We start from the raw sequence: 16,348 nt of genomic DNA, 5'->3' as shown, positions 1-16,348 counted from the left end.
CTAGTTGTGTACACTCCGGTTCTGCGCCCCGCTTGTCTTCGCACTTCGCTCACCGCAGCGATTTTCCGGGGAAGTCTCTTGTAATTTTATGGATTTCGCGTAAGGCAACTTACGCCAAAATAATGATAAAATTTTTCACATTTAGTCATTAATTTGATGTTTTTATTGAGATTTGATTAATTGTACATATTTTTTTATCCATTATACTTGTAGGTTGTTTCTGTTTTGGTTAAAATCGCCCGTCCATGATAGAAAGATTACCCATTGAGGCGGTTCGGAGTTTATTTAATGAAGACATTTAGTGCAAAAGGCAATGAAGTCAAGCGTGACTGGTTTGTTGTCGATGCAAGTGAAAAAGTTTTGGGTCGCTTAGCAACCGAGATTGCCCGTCGTTTACGCGGCAAGCATAAAGCTGAGTATACCCCCCATGTTGATACAGGCGATTACATTGTAGTTACCAATGCGGAAAAAGTTATTGTGACTGGCCGTAAGTTTAAAAACAAAATGTATCATCACCACACCGGGTTTCCTGGAGGAATCAAATCGACTTCCTTTGAAAAATTACAGGAAAAAAATCCTATAAAGATTATTGAGATTGCTGTAAAAGGCATGTTGCCAAAAAATCCATTAGGTAGAGAGATGTATCGTAAGTTGAAGGTATATGTTGGCAGCGAGCATCCACATACTGCGCAGCAACCGAAACAACTTGAGATTGAGGAATAAGTATAATGGCTGAAATCAAGCAATATTATGGCACCGGCCGTAGAAAAAGTTCAATTGCACGAGTGTTTTTACGTCCTGGAAAAGGCGAGATTAAAGTAAATGATAGAACTTTGCAGGAGTATTTTTGTCGTGAAACTTCCTGTATGGTTGTCATGCAACCCTTGGAAACAGTCGACCTTCTTAGTAAATTTGATATCTACGTTACTGTAACAGGTGGTGGTATATCCGGTCAGGCAGGAGCTGTTCGCCTGGGAATAGCCAGAGCATTAGTTGCTTATGATGAGGATGGATTAGCAGAGGGAGCTGAGCCAAGTCCCGATTCTTTCCGTCGAAAACTTCGTGCTCGTGGATTGTTGACTCGTGATTCCAGACGTGTGGAAAGAAAGAAAGTGGGATTGCACAAGGCACGCCGAGCTACCCAATACTCCAAACGTTAATCCTATTATTTTTGATAAAGCCTCGTTTTATACGAGGCTTTTTTTTATTTTCCAAGAATAGATTATCCAACCATTTGAAAAATTGTTATTCTTTGTTATAACTAACGTGAGTTATAGAATTTGGGGAACTGAATCCAGTTCATTAATTATAATCAGGATGATAACGCAGTGAGCGAAATGACTGATCTCAATCAGGATGTAAGTGATAATAATCAAGACGATCAATTAGATGAAGAGAGACGTCGATTTTTGTTAACTACTACTTGTGTTATAGGTGGTGTAGGCGCTGCTTGCGCATTAACTCCTTTTATCTCCTCATGGTTACCAAGCTCTAAAGCACAAGCAGCTGGTGCTCCAGTTAAAGTAGATGTCAGTAAAATGGAGCCAGGTGAGCAAGCCATCATTGAATGGCGTGGTAAGCCAGTTTGGATCATCAAACGTACCAAAGACATGCTTCACCAATTACAAAAAGAAGATGAGTCTCAATTAAGAGATCCAGATTCCCTGGTGGATCAACAACCAGAATATGCACAAAACCAATACCGCTCTATTAATCCGGAGTTTCTGGTTTTAATAGGAATTTGCACGCATTTAGGTTGTTCACCTAAATACAAACCTAATCTTGGTGAGTTGGGCCCTGATTGGCCTGGAGGCTTTTTTTGCCCATGTCATGGTTCGATGTTTGATCTTTCAGGCAGAGTATTTAAGGGCGTTCCAGCCCCAATCAATTTGGAAGTACCTCCGTATCACTTTTTAGATGAACATACTATTGTGATAGGTGAGGATGCGAAATAAGGATTAAGGCATGAATGGGTTAGGCAATTGGTTAGATGAACGTTTCCCTCTTGTTAGTACTTGGAAAGCGCATTTTAGTAATTATTATGCACCTAAAAATTTTAATTTCCTTTATTTTTTTGGGTCCCTGGCATTGATGGTTTTGATTAATCAAATCATTACTGGCTTATGGCTTACCATGTTTTATACACCAAATGCAGAACAAGCATTCTCTTCCGTTGAGTTTATTATGCGGGACGTCAATTTTGGCTGGCTGCTGCGTTATATGCATTCTACAGGCGCTTCTGCCTTTTTTATTGTTATCTATTTACATATGTTCCGTGGCGTACTTTATGGTTCATACCAAAAGCCTCGAGAGTTAGTTTGGTTGTTGGGTATGTTTTTGTACCTTTTGTTAATGGCAGAAGCATTTTTTGGTTATTTACTGCCCTGGGGACAGATGTCTTACTGGGGTGCGGAGGTAATTACTTCTTTGTTTGGCGCTATACCATATATTGGCAAAGGTTTAGTTGTATGGTTGAGAGGGGATTATTCTGTTGCTAATGCAACCTTACAGCGCTTTTTTGCCTTACATGTCATCGGTATTCCTCTTTTAATGATCATTATCGTGTTTTTGCATATTGTGGCTTTACATAAAGTGGGCTCAAATAACCCAGAGGGGATTGAAATTAAGAAGGTGCTTGATGAAAATGGTAAACCCTTGGATGGTATTCCTTTTCACCCTTATTATACAGTAAAGGATTTTGTCGGTGTTATCGTCTTTTCAATTTTATTTTTTGCAGTAGTATTTTTTGCTCCTGAGATGGGCGGATTTTTTTTAGAACATGCCAATTTTGTTCCTGCTAATCCTATGGTGACTCCAGACCATATTGCTCCAGTGTGGTATTTGGCTCCTTTTTACGCCATTTTAAGGGCTATTCCTGATAAATTAATAGGAGTTGCATGTATGGCAGCTGCTATATTATTACTTTTCTTTTTGCCTTGGCTAGATAAAAGCAGGGTTCGTTCCATAAGATATAAAGGGATATATTCCAAAGTAAGTATCACTTTGTTTGCTATTAGTTTGCTGCTTTTAGGTTATTTGGGTACAACTCCAGTGACACCTGTGAGATTGGCATTAGCACGTATTGCTACTGTTATTTACTTTTCTTACTTTGTCTTGATGCCTATTTATAGTCGTTTTGAGAGAACTCGACCAGTACCTACAAGAATAGGTGAAAAATGATGAAAAAGAGAGGATTATTAGTTACCTTGGCATGTCTCATATTAACAACTCAGATTGCATTTTCGGAAAATTTACCAATGGAGCATGTATCGGTTGATGTAAGTGACAAAGAGAGTTTGCAAAGAGGGGCAAAAATATTTATGAATTATTGCTCTGGGTGCCATTCCCTAAAATACATGCGTTACAATCGCATGGCTCAGGATCTTGGTTTAATTACTTTTGATGGGCAGGTTGCTGAAGATTTATTAAAAAATAATTTAATATTTACTCAGGCTAGTATTTATGACCCTATCCAAATTGCAATGTCTCCTGAGGATGCAAAACAATGGTTTGGTATGGTTCCTCCCGATCTGTCTTTAAGCGCGCGTGATAGGGGTCCCAGTTGGATATATAATTATCTAAAGAGTTTTTACAGCGACCCGTCAAGGCCTTTTGGTACAAATAATTTGCTAATCCCTGATGTGGCTATGCCCAATGTTTTAGAACCATTGATTGGAAAAATTATTTTAGTTAAAAACAAAAATTCACATTCTGATCCTGGTCGTTTATTACTGGTGAAACGAGGTGAAATGTTTGAAGGCCAATTGGATAGTGCGTTGAGGGACTTGGTGAATTTTTTAGTTTATGTAGGCGAGCCTGCCAAGTTGATTCGTTATAAATTAGGTGTGTTTGTTATTTTGTTTTTCTGTATTTTCCTTGTAGCAGCATATTCACTAAAGAAAGCTTACTGGAAACAATTAAGATAATCGGAATCTACTAGTCTTTTGCTTAACCAATTCTTAACTTGGAAGTTAAGTATTGTGTTTTGCTTTTTTGGTCCAATTTATTTTGAGATAAATGGAATTCTTTAAACTCTAACGATTTATTCTTGTGTTTTCGTCAGAGAGTTCATCAGTCGAGCTACTGCTTTTGTCGCTTCTTTGTTCTACCTTCCCACTTGTAAATTTTTCAAAGGGTGTGTTATCCAATTTACTTTCGAATGCGTACGCTTTTACTTTACGAGGTATTCTTCCAGTGACAGATTGTTTTCTGTTACTCATGATATGCTCCTCTGATTGGACATATTCTAATTGTAGAACAACGCCTCTACATGATCAAAGTAAAACACTGTGATTGTTATTTTTACTTCTTTTTTAATGGACATCGTTATGTAAAAATAACACTATTTTTATACGAGTTCTAATTCAAAATAGCCCAGTTTGACATAAGAAAATAGACCTGGTTTTTTATGTCAAACTCGCATTAAAATAAGAAGATTTGACACAAAGTAACCCAGAAGATTAAAAATATGGTAGAATATCTGCTTTTGTACCATAGAATATCTCAAGCCACTTTAATAGGCTTAAATGAATTGATAGGAGTAGGTAATGGCAATCGTTGCAAAGCGCACCATAATGTCTTTATTTTCTGATGTAGATAATGTTTATAGTCACCAAGTTCGTATCGTTCTAGCAGAAAAAGGTGTCAATGTTGAAATCCTTGCAGTAAAGCAAGATGAACCTGGCTCTGACTTATTGTCTATTAATCCTTATGGAACTGTACCTACTTTAATTGATAGAGAGCTTGTATTATATGAAGCCCGAATTATTATGGAATACTTAGATGAGCGCTTTCCTCATCCTCCTTTATTACCAGTTTATCCAGTTGCTCGTGCTGAAACCCGTAAAATGATGCATAGAATTGAACAAGATTGGTATTATTTAATGAACTCTATATTGCAAGACGAATCTGCTGAACAGGCGAGGGCTAATTTACTTGAGAGCTTAACGAGTTTGGATCCTGTGTTTTCAGATAAACCGTATTTTTTAAGTGATGAGTTTTCATTATTAGATTGTGCCTTGGCTCCTTTATTGTGGCGATTACCTAAATTAGGATTGGAAATTGCCCCTAATTTTAAAGGAATAATTTCCTACATGCAGCGTGTGTTTAAACGTGAATCTTTCCAAACCAGTTTGACTGACGCTGAGAGACAAATAAGAGCAGCATAAATTATGGCAATGACATCAAATAGACCTTACTTGATTCGTGCTTTCTACGATTGGATTGTAGATAATGATCTAACTCCTTACATCCTGGTAGATGCATCATATCCTAATGTGCAAGTCCCAAATGAGCATGTTCGTCATGACCGGATTGTATTAAATATTTCTCCATCGGCGACGCGCGGGCTATTATTGGAGAATGATCGTATAGTATTTACGGCGCGTTTCTCTGGGCAAACAGAGCAAATTTTTGTTGTTCCAAACGCAGTATTAGAAATTTATGCAAAAGAAAATGGTAGAGGGATTGCTTTTTCAATTGAAGAAGGTGATGAGCCACCACCTAAAACTTCTTCACCATCTGAAGGTAATAATAAAAACAAGCCGTCTTTGAAGTTGGTAAAGTAGAGGACTTATTTATATTGCACTGGATCCTGTCTAAAAAGCAATGTTTTATACAGGATAACATTCACTTGGCGATATCAAGAAAAAATAGAGTATCCTTTTTATATCGAACTCACATTAATTTGGAGCTAAAAGGTGGACAAGTTAGAAAATGCTCTATATCGTTGTGAACAAATCAGAGCTTGTGAGCAACAGGCAGTAAATTTGTATCAAAAAGATGAGAATGCACTCATGGCTCAGGCAGGAGCAGAGGCATTTTCTTACTTACAAAAACTCTATCCTCATGTAAAACATATAGCAGTCTTCTGTGGCTCTGGAAATAACGCGGGCGATGGTTATGTTTTGGCCAGACTGGCTCATGAGCAAGGATTCTCTGTTACTGTATATCAATGCAAATCTTTAGAAGACTTACCTTCTGCGGCCAGGAATGCTGCACGCTTAGCTTTGGCAGCAGGGGTAGATTGCCAATCGGCAGATGAACCCCTGGATAGTGAAGCCGAATTAATTGTTGATGCTCTGTTAGGTATTGGTATAAAAGGGCCAGTTCATGGAATTATTGCTAATGCGATTCATCAAATTAATGCAAGTGGATTACCTGTTTTATCGATAGACATTCCATCTGGCCTTAATGCTGACACAGGATTAGTTGAGAATTTTTGCGTCAATGCGACTGCCACAATAACCTTCATAGGCCTTAAAACAGGCATGTATACTTTGGATGGTCCAGATTATTGTGGTGTTATACAGTGCAGTCATTTAAATTTAGAGACTTGTAGAACCAAATTAACACCTTATGCTTCTCTGTTAAGAGACTCCACTTTGCCCTTACCTCTAGCATCCAGAAAAATGAATTCTCACAAAGGAGATTATGGTCATGTTTTAATAATAGGAGGAGGACCAGGGATGCCAGGGGCAGTAAGTTTGGCGGCAAAAGCAGCATTGAGAACTGGAGCTGGCGTTGTAAGTGTAGCAACTTGGCCGGAACATGTGAAAGGTGCTTTGCCATTGACTCCTGAAGCAATGATTTGGGGTATTAAAACAGCAAAAGAATTGATGCCTCTGTTAGCAAAAGCTACGGTTTGTGTTATTGGACCTGGGTTGGGAGATAGTGATTGGGCCAAGAGCTTATTTTTAGCTGCAATCACATCACAGTTACCAATGATTATTGATGCTTCTGCGTTGCGATTGCTCGCTCAACATCCTCAAATGGATGATAATTGGATTTTAACGCCTCATCCCGGTGAGGCTAGCAGTTTGCTTGCGTGTTCAGTAAGAGACGTTCAAATGGATAGGTACCATGCTGCGTCCAATCTACAGCAGCAATATGGTGGTGTTGTAGTGTTGAAAGGGGTAGGAACAATTGTTCAAACGGCCGAAAGAAATATTTTTGTTTGCCCTAAAGGCAATCCCGGAATGGCCACAGCAGGTATGGGAGATATTTTAAGTGGTATTATTGCCGCTTTTTGTGCCCAAGGCTTTTCCTTGTCAGATGCAGCAAAATTGGGTGTTTGGGTTCATGCTGTTGCAGGAGATAAAGCTGCTGAAAAGTTAGGCGAGGTTGGATTATTGGCAAGTGATTTACTGGATTATATCCCTGATATTTTGAATTGCAGATAGTGTGAGGCTCAAATTCCTAATCGTAAATGGGGTAAAACCATTTTAGTGATCTTTGTTAGTTGATTGTTAATCAATAAAAATTGTTAATTAAATTTTGAAAAGCTGTTGTTCAGAATTGCTTTGCTACTACTCCCTAAGAAGTTGTGATTTCCGGGAATGGATCTCTTTCGAAATTCGCTGCAGCGAGTCAAGTGTTGGAAGGTGCCAGCGCGTAAAATCTAAGTGTACATATTATAAGTACATGAGGATTCGAGAGCTGTCACAATTTCAATAATTGACCAATACAGCAGTGTTTCGAAAAAGGTCGAGTGTAGAAATCTATCACAAATTGGAGTGTGGTGTGTCTCTAAGGATGGACCCTCGTATTTATGGGGATGACAAATTCTTTTCTACTATGTTAGCCCTTGTAGAGGGATTAAGTGTTTGCAAAAATACCCTCTGTATTTATTTAAAAATGAATAATCCTTTTTCTAAACAGGTTCATTATAAAGTGTTCTTAATATGACAATTGATGATGGTGATAAATTAATAATCTTGGATTTGGCAAATGAGCAGGCTAGTGAACAATTTGCAAAAAAATTGGCGTATTGTATAACAGCACCTATGGTGATCACATTTAGTGGAGATATAGGAACTGGAAAAACCACTATTATTCGGGCCATGCTCAAATCATTAGGGGTGGATTCTGCCATTAAGAGCCCGACTTTTTCATTAGTTGAGAGTTATGTATGCAATAAATTACATATTCATCACTTTGATTTGTATCGTATTCATCAAGAGGAGGAATTAGATTACTTGGGGTTTAGAGACTATTTTTCCAAACAGAGTGTTTGTTGTATCGAATGGCCAGAGCATGCTGGAAAAACATTGCCTCCGGTCGATATTCGGTTTAACTTAATAATGAAAGGTACTGGGCGCCTAATGCAAATGTCCGCATTAAGTGTAGCCGGTAAAAGAATTTTGGCTTGCCTAGGGTGAATCATGATCAAGCGAGCATGGGTGTTAAGTCTAATATTGTATCTATTAAGTTCTTTTGCTGTGTTGGCTGCACAATTAAAAAATATTTCTGTGTCGCAGCAATCGGGTATCACATCTCTTTATTTTACTATACAAGGGCCATTTACCCATAAACTGTTTATTTTAAGGAATCCTAATCGAGTGGTTTTGGATTTAAGCGATACCCATTTAAATGTGAATATAAACCAATTAAATTTAATCAATTCACTTATTCAACAAGTGAGAAGTGGTACTCCTGTCCAGAATACTCTTAGACTTGTTATGGATGTTCAGCAACCCGTCAAAGTAAGTTCTTCTCCATGGAAACCTCAAGGAGGGTTTAATGGGATTAGAATTGATCTTGTTAGTGATGGTCCTCCGATTATAAATAGCCATAATAAATCAGACAATTCCATTAAATATCCTTCTCCCCAGAACCAAACAAAAGTACTTGGCCAGCCATCAGAACATAGAATAGCACATACAACTCCTATTCAAGTGCCGCATAATCCTTCGAATAAGCCTTTGCGTGATGTAGTGGTTGTATTGGATGCAGGACATGGAGGTAAAGATCCGGGTGCGAGAGGCCCGAGACGTAGCAACGAAAAGGATGTGGTGTTAGCCATTACTTTAAAATTAAAACGACTAATAGACAGGCAACCAGGTATGCGTGCCGTCTTGACGCGTTCAGGCGATTATTATGTTGGACTTAGGCAGCGACTAAATATTGCCAGAAAATACAATGGAGATGTATTTATTTCTATTCATGCGGATGCATTTAATAATCCTCATTCTAATGGCGCTTCAGTATTTGCCTTATCACAAAGAGGAGCTACTAGTGAGGCTGCTCGCTGGCTAGCTGAAAAAGAGAATTACTCCGAATTGGGCGGGGTGAATTTAGGAGAATTGGATGATAGCAATGGAGTTGTGCGCTCGGTTTTGATTGATTTATCTCAAACTGCCACTATAAATGCCGGTTTGGAAATGGGCGGGAAAGTATTAGGACAATTGGATAATTTCACTACCTTGCACAACATCAAAGTGGAACAAGCGCGTTTTGTTGTTCTAAAATCTCCCGATATTCCTTCTATATTAGTTGAAACAGGGTTTATATCAAATCCTCGAGAGGAAAGGAATTTGACTAATCCTGCCTATCAGGAGCGGTTAAGTCAGGCGATATTTCAAGGGCTAAAAGGCTATTTTTGGGATCATCCACCTCATGGGACACGAATCGAGGCAATGACTTCCTCTAATCTTCATATAGTTAAAAGAGGTGAGACTCTTCCTGGAATTGCTGCTCGATATCGAGTATCTGTCAGCGCATTACAATCTATTAATCATCTGAACAGTAGAGTAAGACTGATGCCTGGGCAAAAATTGGTGATACCCAGCACATGGTCATGAGAATACATCAACTACCACCAGCAATAGCCAATCAGATAGCAGCTGGAGAGGTTATTGAAAGGCCTGCTTCAGTGGTTAAGGAATTGTTGGAAAATTCTTTAGATGCAGGAGCGAGTGTCATTACTGTCGAGGTCAATTATGGGGGACTTCTTCAGATTACAGTTAGCGATAATGGTTCAGGAATAGTTAGTGACGACTTGCCTTTGGCTATCACCGCTCATGCCACGAGTAAAATTAGAACTCTCAATGATTTGTATGCCATTAATAGTATGGGTTTTAGAGGAGAGGCATTGGCAAGTATTGCTTCAGTAGCTAAAGTTACTATTATTTCCAAGCCGGAAGGGCAGGAAAACGCAATGATGCTGCGAGTTGAGGGATCTGATATAACGCTTTCTCCTTGCGCACGAACTATTGGAACTACCATCGATGTTTCAGATTTGTTTTATAATGCCGCAGTGCGCAAGCGATTTTTAAAAGGTGAAAAACTAGAGTTTCAGGCCATTGAAATGGTTGTTAAACGCTTTGCATTAAGTGCACCAATGATTGGATTAACACTTAAGCATAATCAAAAACCGATTTTTTCTTTACCGCCAGCCTTGAGCGAACAAGCAAAAGAAATTCGCATGAATCGAATTCTTGGTAGTACCTTCATGAAAGAATCAATATTTCTTGAAGTGGCACAAGGAGGTATGAGTCTTTATGGTTGGATCAGTGGACGGAATTTGCAACGCAGTCAAAACGATAGGCAGTGGATTTATGTTAATCAAAGAATGGTTAAAGATAAGTTGCTTCAGCATGCGTTAAAGCAGTCTTACGATGGATTACTGTATCCAGGCAGATTCCCGGTTTGTTTATTGTATTTTTCACTACCTAGTTCTGAAGTGGATGTTAATGTTCATCCTACAAAGCATGAAGTAAGATTTCAGCAACCACGTTTGGTACACGATTTTTTTATTTCTCAATTAACTAAAGCATTGCATTCAGAGCCTGTTAACCCTCAATCAGGAGAATATGAATATGCAACTGTTTCTAGAAATGAACAGACGAAGGTTGTTTCTGAACCTGCCATTTATCAAAATGATACGGGTTCTAATAGATTTCGAAGCAATTTATTTGTTAATGAGAACTCATTACAACCTATCAAAACCAATAAGACCCAGGATTCTTGGAGTAGGCCAAGCTCTGTAAGCTCCTCTGAAATAGAAACATCCTGGATTGTATTGAATGAGAAGTTTGTTTTAGTATTTATCAGTCAACAACCCTATCTTGTGGATGCTATAGCTGTTTTCCAAAAGTGGATACAAAAACAATTAATTAGCAAGGTATTGCCTTTGGAGCACAGGCCTTTACTGATCCCTCTCCACTATCCTTTATCTGAAAAATGGAAGCGCAATTTAGACGACTTAAGTCATGGGTTAGCTCAAGTAGGGATACAAATTGAGTATTCAAAGGCGGGTGACTTGTTAATCCGCAGTATTCCTTTGGGAGCACCTTATTTAGATATCCGTCTTTTTCTGGCCTCTCTTCAGGATTTAGAGTCCTTTCAGACTGATAAATTGTTGGAATTGGTCAGTTGTTCACAAGTTTTTGATCTTAAACAATTAACAGTTGAAGAACGAATTGAGATGGATCAATTGATATTTGAGCTGTCTTCTAAGAAAGGCCAACAAAAAAATATATGTAAAGCGTTAACTATTAATGATTGTCGGATGTTATTGCATGAATAATATGGTGTTTTGTTTGATGGGGCCAACCGCTTCAGGAAAAACTGGCTTGGCGTGTGAGTTGGTGACTCATTTCCCTTTTGAAATTATTAGTGTTGATTCTGCAATGATTTACAGGGATATGAATATTGGCACAGCAAAACCTTCAGCCCAAGAGTTAGAGGCAGCCCCTCATTTTTTAATCGATATTAAAGATCCAGTCGAATCCTATTCCGCAGCTCAATTTTGTACTGATGCCTTGTCTTTGTGTGAGGCAATAATTCAGAGAGGCAACATCCCTTTGTTGGCAGGGGGAACTATGATGTATTTTAATGCATTGCAAAAGGGCCTGGCTGTTTTGCCTGAAGCGGATGAGACGATTCGTAAGCAGCTGGAAGAGGAGGCTTCGTCACATGGTTGGAATTTCCTTCATCAAAAGCTAAGCCAGATAGACCCGGTTGCTGCTGCTCGTATTCATACTCATGATACACAAAGAATTCAACGAGCCCTGGAAGTGTATTACTTGACTGGCTCACCATTATCCACTTATCTGACAGAACACATTGATCGGCCTGACTATTATTTTATTAACTTTGCTCTTTTCCCCGAACACAGAGTCTGGCTGCATGAACGTATTGAAAAACGCTTTGATTCAATGCTTTTAGATGGTTTCATCGAAGAAGTTCAACAATTACAAGAAAAATGGCATGTGCAAATCAATTTGCCTTCCATGCGTTGTGTAGGCTATAGGCAAATTCTGGAGTATCTACGAGGGCATTATGATTATGAAACCATGCGGGCAAAAGGTATTGCAGCAACAAGGCAATTGGCTAAACGGCAATTAACCTGGCTCAGGCATTGGGATGGGGCATTATTTTATGATTCGCAAAAAAAGAGTTTTAATACAGATATTATAGCGAAAATAAAGGAAATATTAGATAATAATGTCTCTTAATGACATCATGCCGCAAAGGAACAACATGAGGAAGACACAAAAAGAAACTGCAAGTACTAAAAAAAATTATGTAGTACATAGAAATGAATTACCACTGAGTTGCCCAACGGATGATATGGAATTGTGGAATTCCCATCCCAAGGTTTATTTGCCGATAGAGAAAACTGGTGTAGAGGTATGCCCTTATTGCGGCTCTCGCTTTGTATTACAGAATGATTAAATCGATTTGCATTATAAGACTTTCTGCTTTAGGGGATGTTTTGATGTTGGTTCCCTTGATAAGAACCCTGCAAAACAAATTACCTGGTATTCAATTGACCTGGATCATTTCTAAACCCGCTTTTTATTTGGTAGAAGGAATGGAGGGGGTTGAATTTATCGTCATTGATAAGCCCAAGACTTTTGCAGATTACTGGCAGTTCAGAAAAAGAATGCTACCCCACCAGTTTGATGTATTATTAGCGCCTCAAGCTAGTTTTAGAACCAATTTGTTGATTCCATTAATCAAAGCCAGGCGTAAAGTGGGGTATGATGCTCACAGGGCGAATGATGGACATCGTTTATTTGTTAAAGAAAATATTACTCCAGGTCTTGAGCATACGCTGGAGGGTTTTTTAAAATTTGCTGAACCTTTAGGTGTCAGTGAAAAAATAATACGTTGGGATCTGCCAATTACTCAAACTGACTATGAATGGGCTCGGAATCATTTGTCAGAACAACAAGAGCCAATTTTGGTTGTTAATCCTGCGGCCAGTAAACCTGAGCGCAGTTGGTTAGCTGAGAGATATATTGAGGTTCTGAGGCAGGCTCAGACCAAGTGGAATGTCAAAGTGGTTTTGACCGGTGGCCCTGGCGAGCATGATAGATTGTTAGCTGAACAAATAATGAAAGAGATTCCGGCTGTTAATTTGGTTGGAAAAACGAAACCAAAACAATTATTGGCAGTGATTAGTAAAGCAAAAGCGGTACTGTGTCCTGATACAGGGCCATCGCATATGGCAGCTGCAGTAGGAACACCTGTTGTAGCCTTGCATGCGGTAACTAACCCATCTATTTCTGGCCCCTATACTTTTCAACATCTGGTAGTGAATAGATATCCTGACGCTGTTCAAAAGGTATTGGGAATTGGTTTTGAAAAGAATGTCTGGGGTACCCAAGTGCATGGAGATGAGGCGATGAAATTAATTACTGTTGATGATGTATTGGAAAAATTAGCGAAGATATTTTGATTTTTTAGGGACAAAGAATGCAGCTTTCTAGTGATCAATGTGATTTTTTTTTCACAAATGGGTATTTGGTAATAAACGATTTCTTTCCAGAATCTGTTTGTAATATTTTAAAACAAAGAATAGAGACTCTTATTAAAGGTAATCAGGAAACTATCCCTAAAACCATATTTTCTACTCAAACGAATGAGCATGCGAAAAAACAATATTTCCTGGATTCTGGGGATAAAATTCATTATTTTTTTGAACCAGGGGCATTTGATGAAAAAGGGAATTGTACACTGCCTTTTGATCAATCGATTAATAAAATAGGACATGGCCTGCATGAATTAGATCCTGTTTTTAGAAAATATTCCCGAGATCAACGAATTAAAAACATAGCTCATCAACTTGGCTTAAAGAACCTTGGTTTGGTTCAATCCATGTATATTTTTAAACAACCAGGGATTGGTGCTGAAGTGCTTTGCCATCAGGACAGTACCTATATTTTTGGAGAAGACAGTGATGCTTTAGGGTTCTGGTTTGCTCTGGAAGATGCTACTTTAGAAAATGGTTGTTTGGAAGTGATACCTGGTCCTTATACTACAACTCCTTTAAAACGAAGGATGTTTCGCCAGGGAAGTGAAATCTATTTTGAGGATTATGACGCAAGTCCCTGGCCAGAAGAAAACAGTATTCCTTTACCTGTTAAGAAAGGTACGTTGATTGTACTGCATGGTAGAGTCCCTCATAAAAGTCAGGCCAATTTTTCAGAGGCATCCAGACATGCTTATACTTTGCATTTGGTTGATCTTTCTTTACCTTACCCTGAGAAAAATTGGTTGCAATGGCCTAACGGGATTCCCGGTTTATAACTTCTATACTTTATATATATAGGACTTTTGAGTAAAGAATTTAGAAAATCAGGACTTACGAAAGATTACAATCAACTGATTAAAAAGGTTTTTTAAGTCGGTCATTTGGTTTTTTTAAACTCCCTTATTTAAAAAATTTTTTTGTCTCGATCTCGAAGTGTTTGTAAGTCCAAAGTAATGTAGAGATATGAAATGGATAATAACAGTTTGCTTGCCATATTGAATAATTGGTCAGCCACACATTATGCAAAAGGCAACTATATCCTGAAAGAAATATCGAATAGGTTTCTTCAGAAAATACCTGTCCATTCAAGTCATTATTTGCTTGATGCCGGTTGTGGTGATGGCAGCTTTACAGCAATCATAGCAAATCTCGTCCCAAACGGAGGTGTTCTCGGTTTGGATAGATCAAAAGCCATGATAGATTATGCGAACAAACATTATAAGAATGATCACCTGCATTTTGATATAGGGGATATTCAAGAGTCTATCATTTATGGGCCATTTGATAATATTTTATCATTTTGGTGTCTCCATTGGACGAACTTGGAAAAATCCTTATCTAATTTATACCAAGTCTTAAAACCTGGTGGAAAAATTTATGCCATTTTTTCTTCAGGTAAGCAAAGTACGTTATTTGAGGTATTAAACAGTTTACAATATCAAAACGAGTATCCGGATATAGCTCAAAATGTTGTTCAATCGAAAATGAGGAGAGAGCATTTTTCTATAGGATGTAAAAAATCACTGGAAAATTTGTCATTTAAAAACATTTCTTACGTTGTGGAACCTTGCCAGGTTGAATTGCCAAGCATGGAAATATTTGAAAATTTTATTCATGGGGCACCTTTATTTAAGGATCTTTCTGTCAATATTTATCAGGATGTCGTCAATAGAATGGTGCAGTTTTTTTGGGAGTATTGTAAAGAAAAACACGGAAATAAATTAGTATACGAGACTACTCCTTATTTTTTGACAATAACCAAGGAATAAAGCTTAATTCTTACTGAAATAGTTTTTCTTTAGTTCGTTAGTTAGGCTGTAATGATAAACAGTTACACAATTTTAGCCGCAGTCTCGAAATCAGATTTCCTACCTACCTCATCCAAATCGATGGTGATTTTATTGGGAACACTTGGAGTAAAACAAGATGCCAGGCATTTGGCAATTTGTTTATTAAGGCAAACACCAGCACATATAGAGAAACAAATAGTAGCAGGTATAGTACAGATAAAAGTCGTTTGGACTGAAGGGTCAACATCTGCTGCTTTCAGTATGTAATAAATTCCTACATGCACTCCACTTAAAAATGTGGCAAGAGTAAAACTCGAACATTTAGCGAAACAACTATCGGAGCTAAGAGTTGAACTGCATTTTTCAACTTTTTCCTCTCTGGCTTCTACTTTTATTTGATATTCTTTTGTGACTTGATTAGTCAAGGTTTGTAATTTTGGATCAATGAACGCTTTTTTTATTTCTAGATCAGTTTCAAGTGATTGCAGTCTGAAAAATAGATTAGGGTTTGATTTTTGAATTTCTCTGGCTGCTAAAACTTTTAAAGATGGTACCTTCGATGTATTGATTGGCATTTGTCGACCTATAACTGATATTAGATTTCTCGGAAACTTATCAAAGTGAGTTTCTGAGAAGTCTATTTTTTAATTTTGACAATTTGACCATATTATTGTTTTTTTGTCCATTAAATAATACTTATGACTTGATTGATTTTTTATCCAGATCTGAGGTTAATTTAAATTATTTTTAACGGCTCAGTGTTGGGTACTATTTGAGTTTCCTGAGAAGATTCTGGAAAATCACTACTCCAAAAGGAATGAAATTTGCTTTTATTCTCTCTGTTAAGGGAGTCTTTTGAGACCGGCCGCACATCGGTTCGGTGAATTTTAAATGAACTTATCAGCTTACGACCTAATGAGAGAGGTAAAAGTCCTTGCTCGAGGAAAGTACGAGCCAAGTTCTGGTTGCCATTTCAGTTAAGCGCCAGGATACTCCTTAAATTTAAAAACAGTCC

At 38.0% G+C, this 16,348-nt stretch carries 18 protein-coding genes; 16 read left to right on the top strand and 2 right to left on the bottom strand.

The genetic code is table 11. The annotated features are described in order from the left end of the window. The first annotated feature begins 288 nt into the window (after positions 1-288). From rplM to ACZ5EK_RS14275, 5 genes are all read left to right on the top strand, one after another. Complete coding sequence (rplM, locus tag ACZ5EK_RS14295; RefSeq protein WP_464425427.1) at positions 289-723, top strand: 50S ribosomal protein L13; 435 nt, start codon at positions 289-291, stop codon at positions 721-723. Between the two features lie 5 nt (positions 724-728). Then, entirely contained in the window at positions 729-1,160 is a 432-nt protein-coding gene (rpsI, locus tag ACZ5EK_RS14290; RefSeq protein WP_464430376.1) for a 30S ribosomal protein S9, read from the top strand. A gap of 177 nt (positions 1,161-1,337) precedes the next feature. Further along, entirely contained in the window at positions 1,338-1,955 is a 618-nt protein-coding gene (gene petA, locus ACZ5EK_RS14285) for a ubiquinol-cytochrome c reductase iron-sulfur subunit (RefSeq protein WP_464430375.1), read from the top strand. A gap of 10 nt (positions 1,956-1,965) precedes the next feature. Next, positions 1,966-3,180 carry a cytochrome b gene (locus ACZ5EK_RS14280; protein ID WP_464430373.1) on the top strand — a complete coding sequence of 405 codons (1,215 nt, stop codon included), beginning with the start codon at positions 1,966-1,968 and terminating at the stop codon, positions 3,178-3,180. Continuing rightward, complete coding sequence (locus tag ACZ5EK_RS14275; protein WP_464430372.1) at positions 3,177-3,926, top strand: cytochrome c1; 750 nt, start codon at positions 3,177-3,179, stop codon at positions 3,924-3,926. Before ACZ5EK_RS14280 ends, ACZ5EK_RS14275 begins: the two co-directional genes overlap by 4 nt. Positions 3,927-4,034: 108 nt before the next feature. Here ACZ5EK_RS14275 and ACZ5EK_RS14270 read toward each other — a convergent pair whose 3' ends face one another. Beyond that, a complete protein-coding gene (locus ACZ5EK_RS14270) occupies positions 4,035-4,220 on the bottom strand; it encodes a hypothetical protein (RefSeq protein WP_464430370.1) in 186 nt (61 codons plus the stop codon). 327 nt (positions 4,221-4,547) lie between these two features. On the opposite strand from ACZ5EK_RS14270, the gene sspA reads away from it, so the two are divergent. The 11 genes from sspA (at position 4,548) to ACZ5EK_RS14215 (ending at position 15,312) form a co-directional block, all read left to right on the top strand. Then, a complete protein-coding gene (gene sspA / locus ACZ5EK_RS14265; RefSeq protein ID WP_464425415.1) occupies positions 4,548-5,168 on the top strand; it encodes a stringent starvation protein SspA in 621 nt (206 codons plus the stop codon). Between the two features lie 3 nt (positions 5,169-5,171). Beyond that, positions 5,172-5,567 carry a ClpXP protease specificity-enhancing factor gene (locus tag ACZ5EK_RS14260; RefSeq protein WP_464425414.1) on the top strand — a complete coding sequence of 132 codons (396 nt, stop codon included), beginning with the start codon at positions 5,172-5,174 and terminating at the stop codon, positions 5,565-5,567. Between the two features lie 132 nt (positions 5,568-5,699). Then, on the top strand, positions 5,700-7,181 hold the full coding sequence (locus tag ACZ5EK_RS14255; protein WP_464430369.1) for an NAD(P)H-hydrate dehydratase: 1,482 nt from the start codon (positions 5,700-5,702) through the stop codon (positions 7,179-7,181). A 501-nt stretch (positions 7,182-7,682) separates the two neighbouring features. Next, positions 7,683-8,159 (top strand): tRNA (adenosine(37)-N6)-threonylcarbamoyltransferase complex ATPase subunit type 1 TsaE, encoded by a 477-nt coding sequence (tsaE, locus tag ACZ5EK_RS14250; protein WP_464430367.1) that lies wholly within the window; start codon positions 7,683-7,685, stop codon positions 8,157-8,159. 3 nt (positions 8,160-8,162) lie between these two features. Next, on the top strand, positions 8,163-9,581 hold the full coding sequence (locus ACZ5EK_RS14245; RefSeq protein WP_464430366.1) for an N-acetylmuramoyl-L-alanine amidase: 1,419 nt from the start codon (positions 8,163-8,165) through the stop codon (positions 9,579-9,581). Further along, positions 9,572-11,308, top strand: a complete 1,737-nt coding sequence (gene mutL / locus ACZ5EK_RS14240) for a DNA mismatch repair endonuclease MutL (protein WP_464430365.1) — start codon at positions 9,572-9,574, stop codon at positions 11,306-11,308. The genes ACZ5EK_RS14245 and mutL overlap by 10 nt, the downstream gene beginning before the upstream one ends. Further along, entirely contained in the window at positions 11,301-12,239 is a 939-nt protein-coding gene (miaA, locus tag ACZ5EK_RS14235) for a tRNA (adenosine(37)-N6)-dimethylallyltransferase MiaA (RefSeq protein WP_464430364.1), read from the top strand. Before mutL ends, miaA begins: the two co-directional genes overlap by 8 nt. Positions 12,240-12,264: 25 nt before the next feature. After that, a complete protein-coding gene (locus ACZ5EK_RS14230) occupies positions 12,265-12,459 on the top strand; it encodes a zinc-finger domain-containing protein (RefSeq protein ID WP_464430363.1) in 195 nt (64 codons plus the stop codon). Further along, complete coding sequence (locus tag ACZ5EK_RS14225) at positions 12,452-13,468, top strand: glycosyltransferase family 9 protein (RefSeq protein ID WP_464430362.1); 1,017 nt, start codon at positions 12,452-12,454, stop codon at positions 13,466-13,468. The genes ACZ5EK_RS14230 and ACZ5EK_RS14225 overlap by 8 nt, the downstream gene beginning before the upstream one ends. 17 nt (positions 13,469-13,485) lie before the next feature. Then, positions 13,486-14,319, top strand: a complete 834-nt coding sequence (locus ACZ5EK_RS14220; protein ID WP_464430361.1) for a phytanoyl-CoA dioxygenase family protein — start codon at positions 13,486-13,488, stop codon at positions 14,317-14,319. A 192-nt stretch (positions 14,320-14,511) separates the two neighbouring features. Then, positions 14,512-15,312, top strand: a complete 801-nt coding sequence (locus ACZ5EK_RS14215; RefSeq protein WP_464430360.1) for a class I SAM-dependent methyltransferase — start codon at positions 14,512-14,514, stop codon at positions 15,310-15,312. A gap of 62 nt (positions 15,313-15,374) precedes the next feature. On the opposite strand, the gene ACZ5EK_RS14210 is transcribed toward ACZ5EK_RS14215, so the two are convergent. Beyond that, on the bottom strand, positions 15,375-15,908 hold the full coding sequence (locus ACZ5EK_RS14210) for a lpg2692 family Dot/Icm T4SS effector (protein ID WP_464430359.1): 534 nt from the start codon (positions 15,906-15,908) through the stop codon (positions 15,375-15,377). Positions 15,909-16,348: the final 440 nt, after the last annotated feature.

It is taken from the genome of Legionella sp. JM-2024 (genome assembly GCF_055389095.1).
Note: the sequence above shows the minus strand (reverse complement) of the source record. Positions and strands in the feature narration are given on the sequence as shown.

Excerpts from the sequence above, each read along its gene's own strand:
- rpsI (WP_464430376.1), top strand. The coding sequence starts at position 729 with ATGGCTGAAATCAAGCAATATTATGGCACCGGCCGTAGAAAAAGTTCA.
- ACZ5EK_RS14280 (WP_464430373.1), top strand. The coding sequence starts at position 1,966 with ATGAATGGGTTAGGCAATTGGTTAGATGAACGTTTCCCTCTTGTTAGT.
- ACZ5EK_RS14210 (WP_464430359.1), bottom strand. The coding sequence starts at position 15,908 with ATGCCAATCAATACATCGAAGGTACCATCTTTAAAAGTTTTAGCAGCC.
- mutL (WP_464430365.1), top strand. The coding sequence starts at position 9,572 with ATGGTCATGAGAATACATCAACTACCACCAGCAATAGCCAATCAGATA.
- rplM (WP_464425427.1), top strand. The coding sequence starts at position 289 with ATGAAGACATTTAGTGCAAAAGGCAATGAAGTCAAGCGTGACTGGTTT.
- ACZ5EK_RS14275 (WP_464430372.1), top strand. The coding sequence starts at position 3,177 with ATGATGAAAAAGAGAGGATTATTAGTTACCTTGGCATGTCTCATATTA.
- miaA (WP_464430364.1), top strand. The coding sequence starts at position 11,301 with ATGAATAATATGGTGTTTTGTTTGATGGGGCCAACCGCTTCAGGAAAA.
- tsaE (WP_464430367.1), top strand. The coding sequence starts at position 7,683 with ATGACAATTGATGATGGTGATAAATTAATAATCTTGGATTTGGCAAAT.
- sspA (WP_464425415.1), top strand. The coding sequence starts at position 4,548 with ATGGCAATCGTTGCAAAGCGCACCATAATGTCTTTATTTTCTGATGTA.
- ACZ5EK_RS14230 (WP_464430363.1), top strand. The coding sequence starts at position 12,265 with ATGAGGAAGACACAAAAAGAAACTGCAAGTACTAAAAAAAATTATGTA.
- ACZ5EK_RS14215 (WP_464430360.1), top strand. The coding sequence starts at position 14,512 with ATGGATAATAACAGTTTGCTTGCCATATTGAATAATTGGTCAGCCACA.
- ACZ5EK_RS14220 (WP_464430361.1), top strand. The coding sequence starts at position 13,486 with ATGCAGCTTTCTAGTGATCAATGTGATTTTTTTTTCACAAATGGGTAT.
- ACZ5EK_RS14270 (WP_464430370.1), bottom strand. The coding sequence starts at position 4,220 with ATGAGTAACAGAAAACAATCTGTCACTGGAAGAATACCTCGTAAAGTA.
- ACZ5EK_RS14225 (WP_464430362.1), top strand. The coding sequence starts at position 12,452 with ATGATTAAATCGATTTGCATTATAAGACTTTCTGCTTTAGGGGATGTT.
- ACZ5EK_RS14260 (WP_464425414.1), top strand. The coding sequence starts at position 5,172 with ATGGCAATGACATCAAATAGACCTTACTTGATTCGTGCTTTCTACGAT.
- ACZ5EK_RS14245 (WP_464430366.1), top strand. The coding sequence starts at position 8,163 with ATGATCAAGCGAGCATGGGTGTTAAGTCTAATATTGTATCTATTAAGT.
- petA (WP_464430375.1), top strand. The coding sequence starts at position 1,338 with ATGACTGATCTCAATCAGGATGTAAGTGATAATAATCAAGACGATCAA.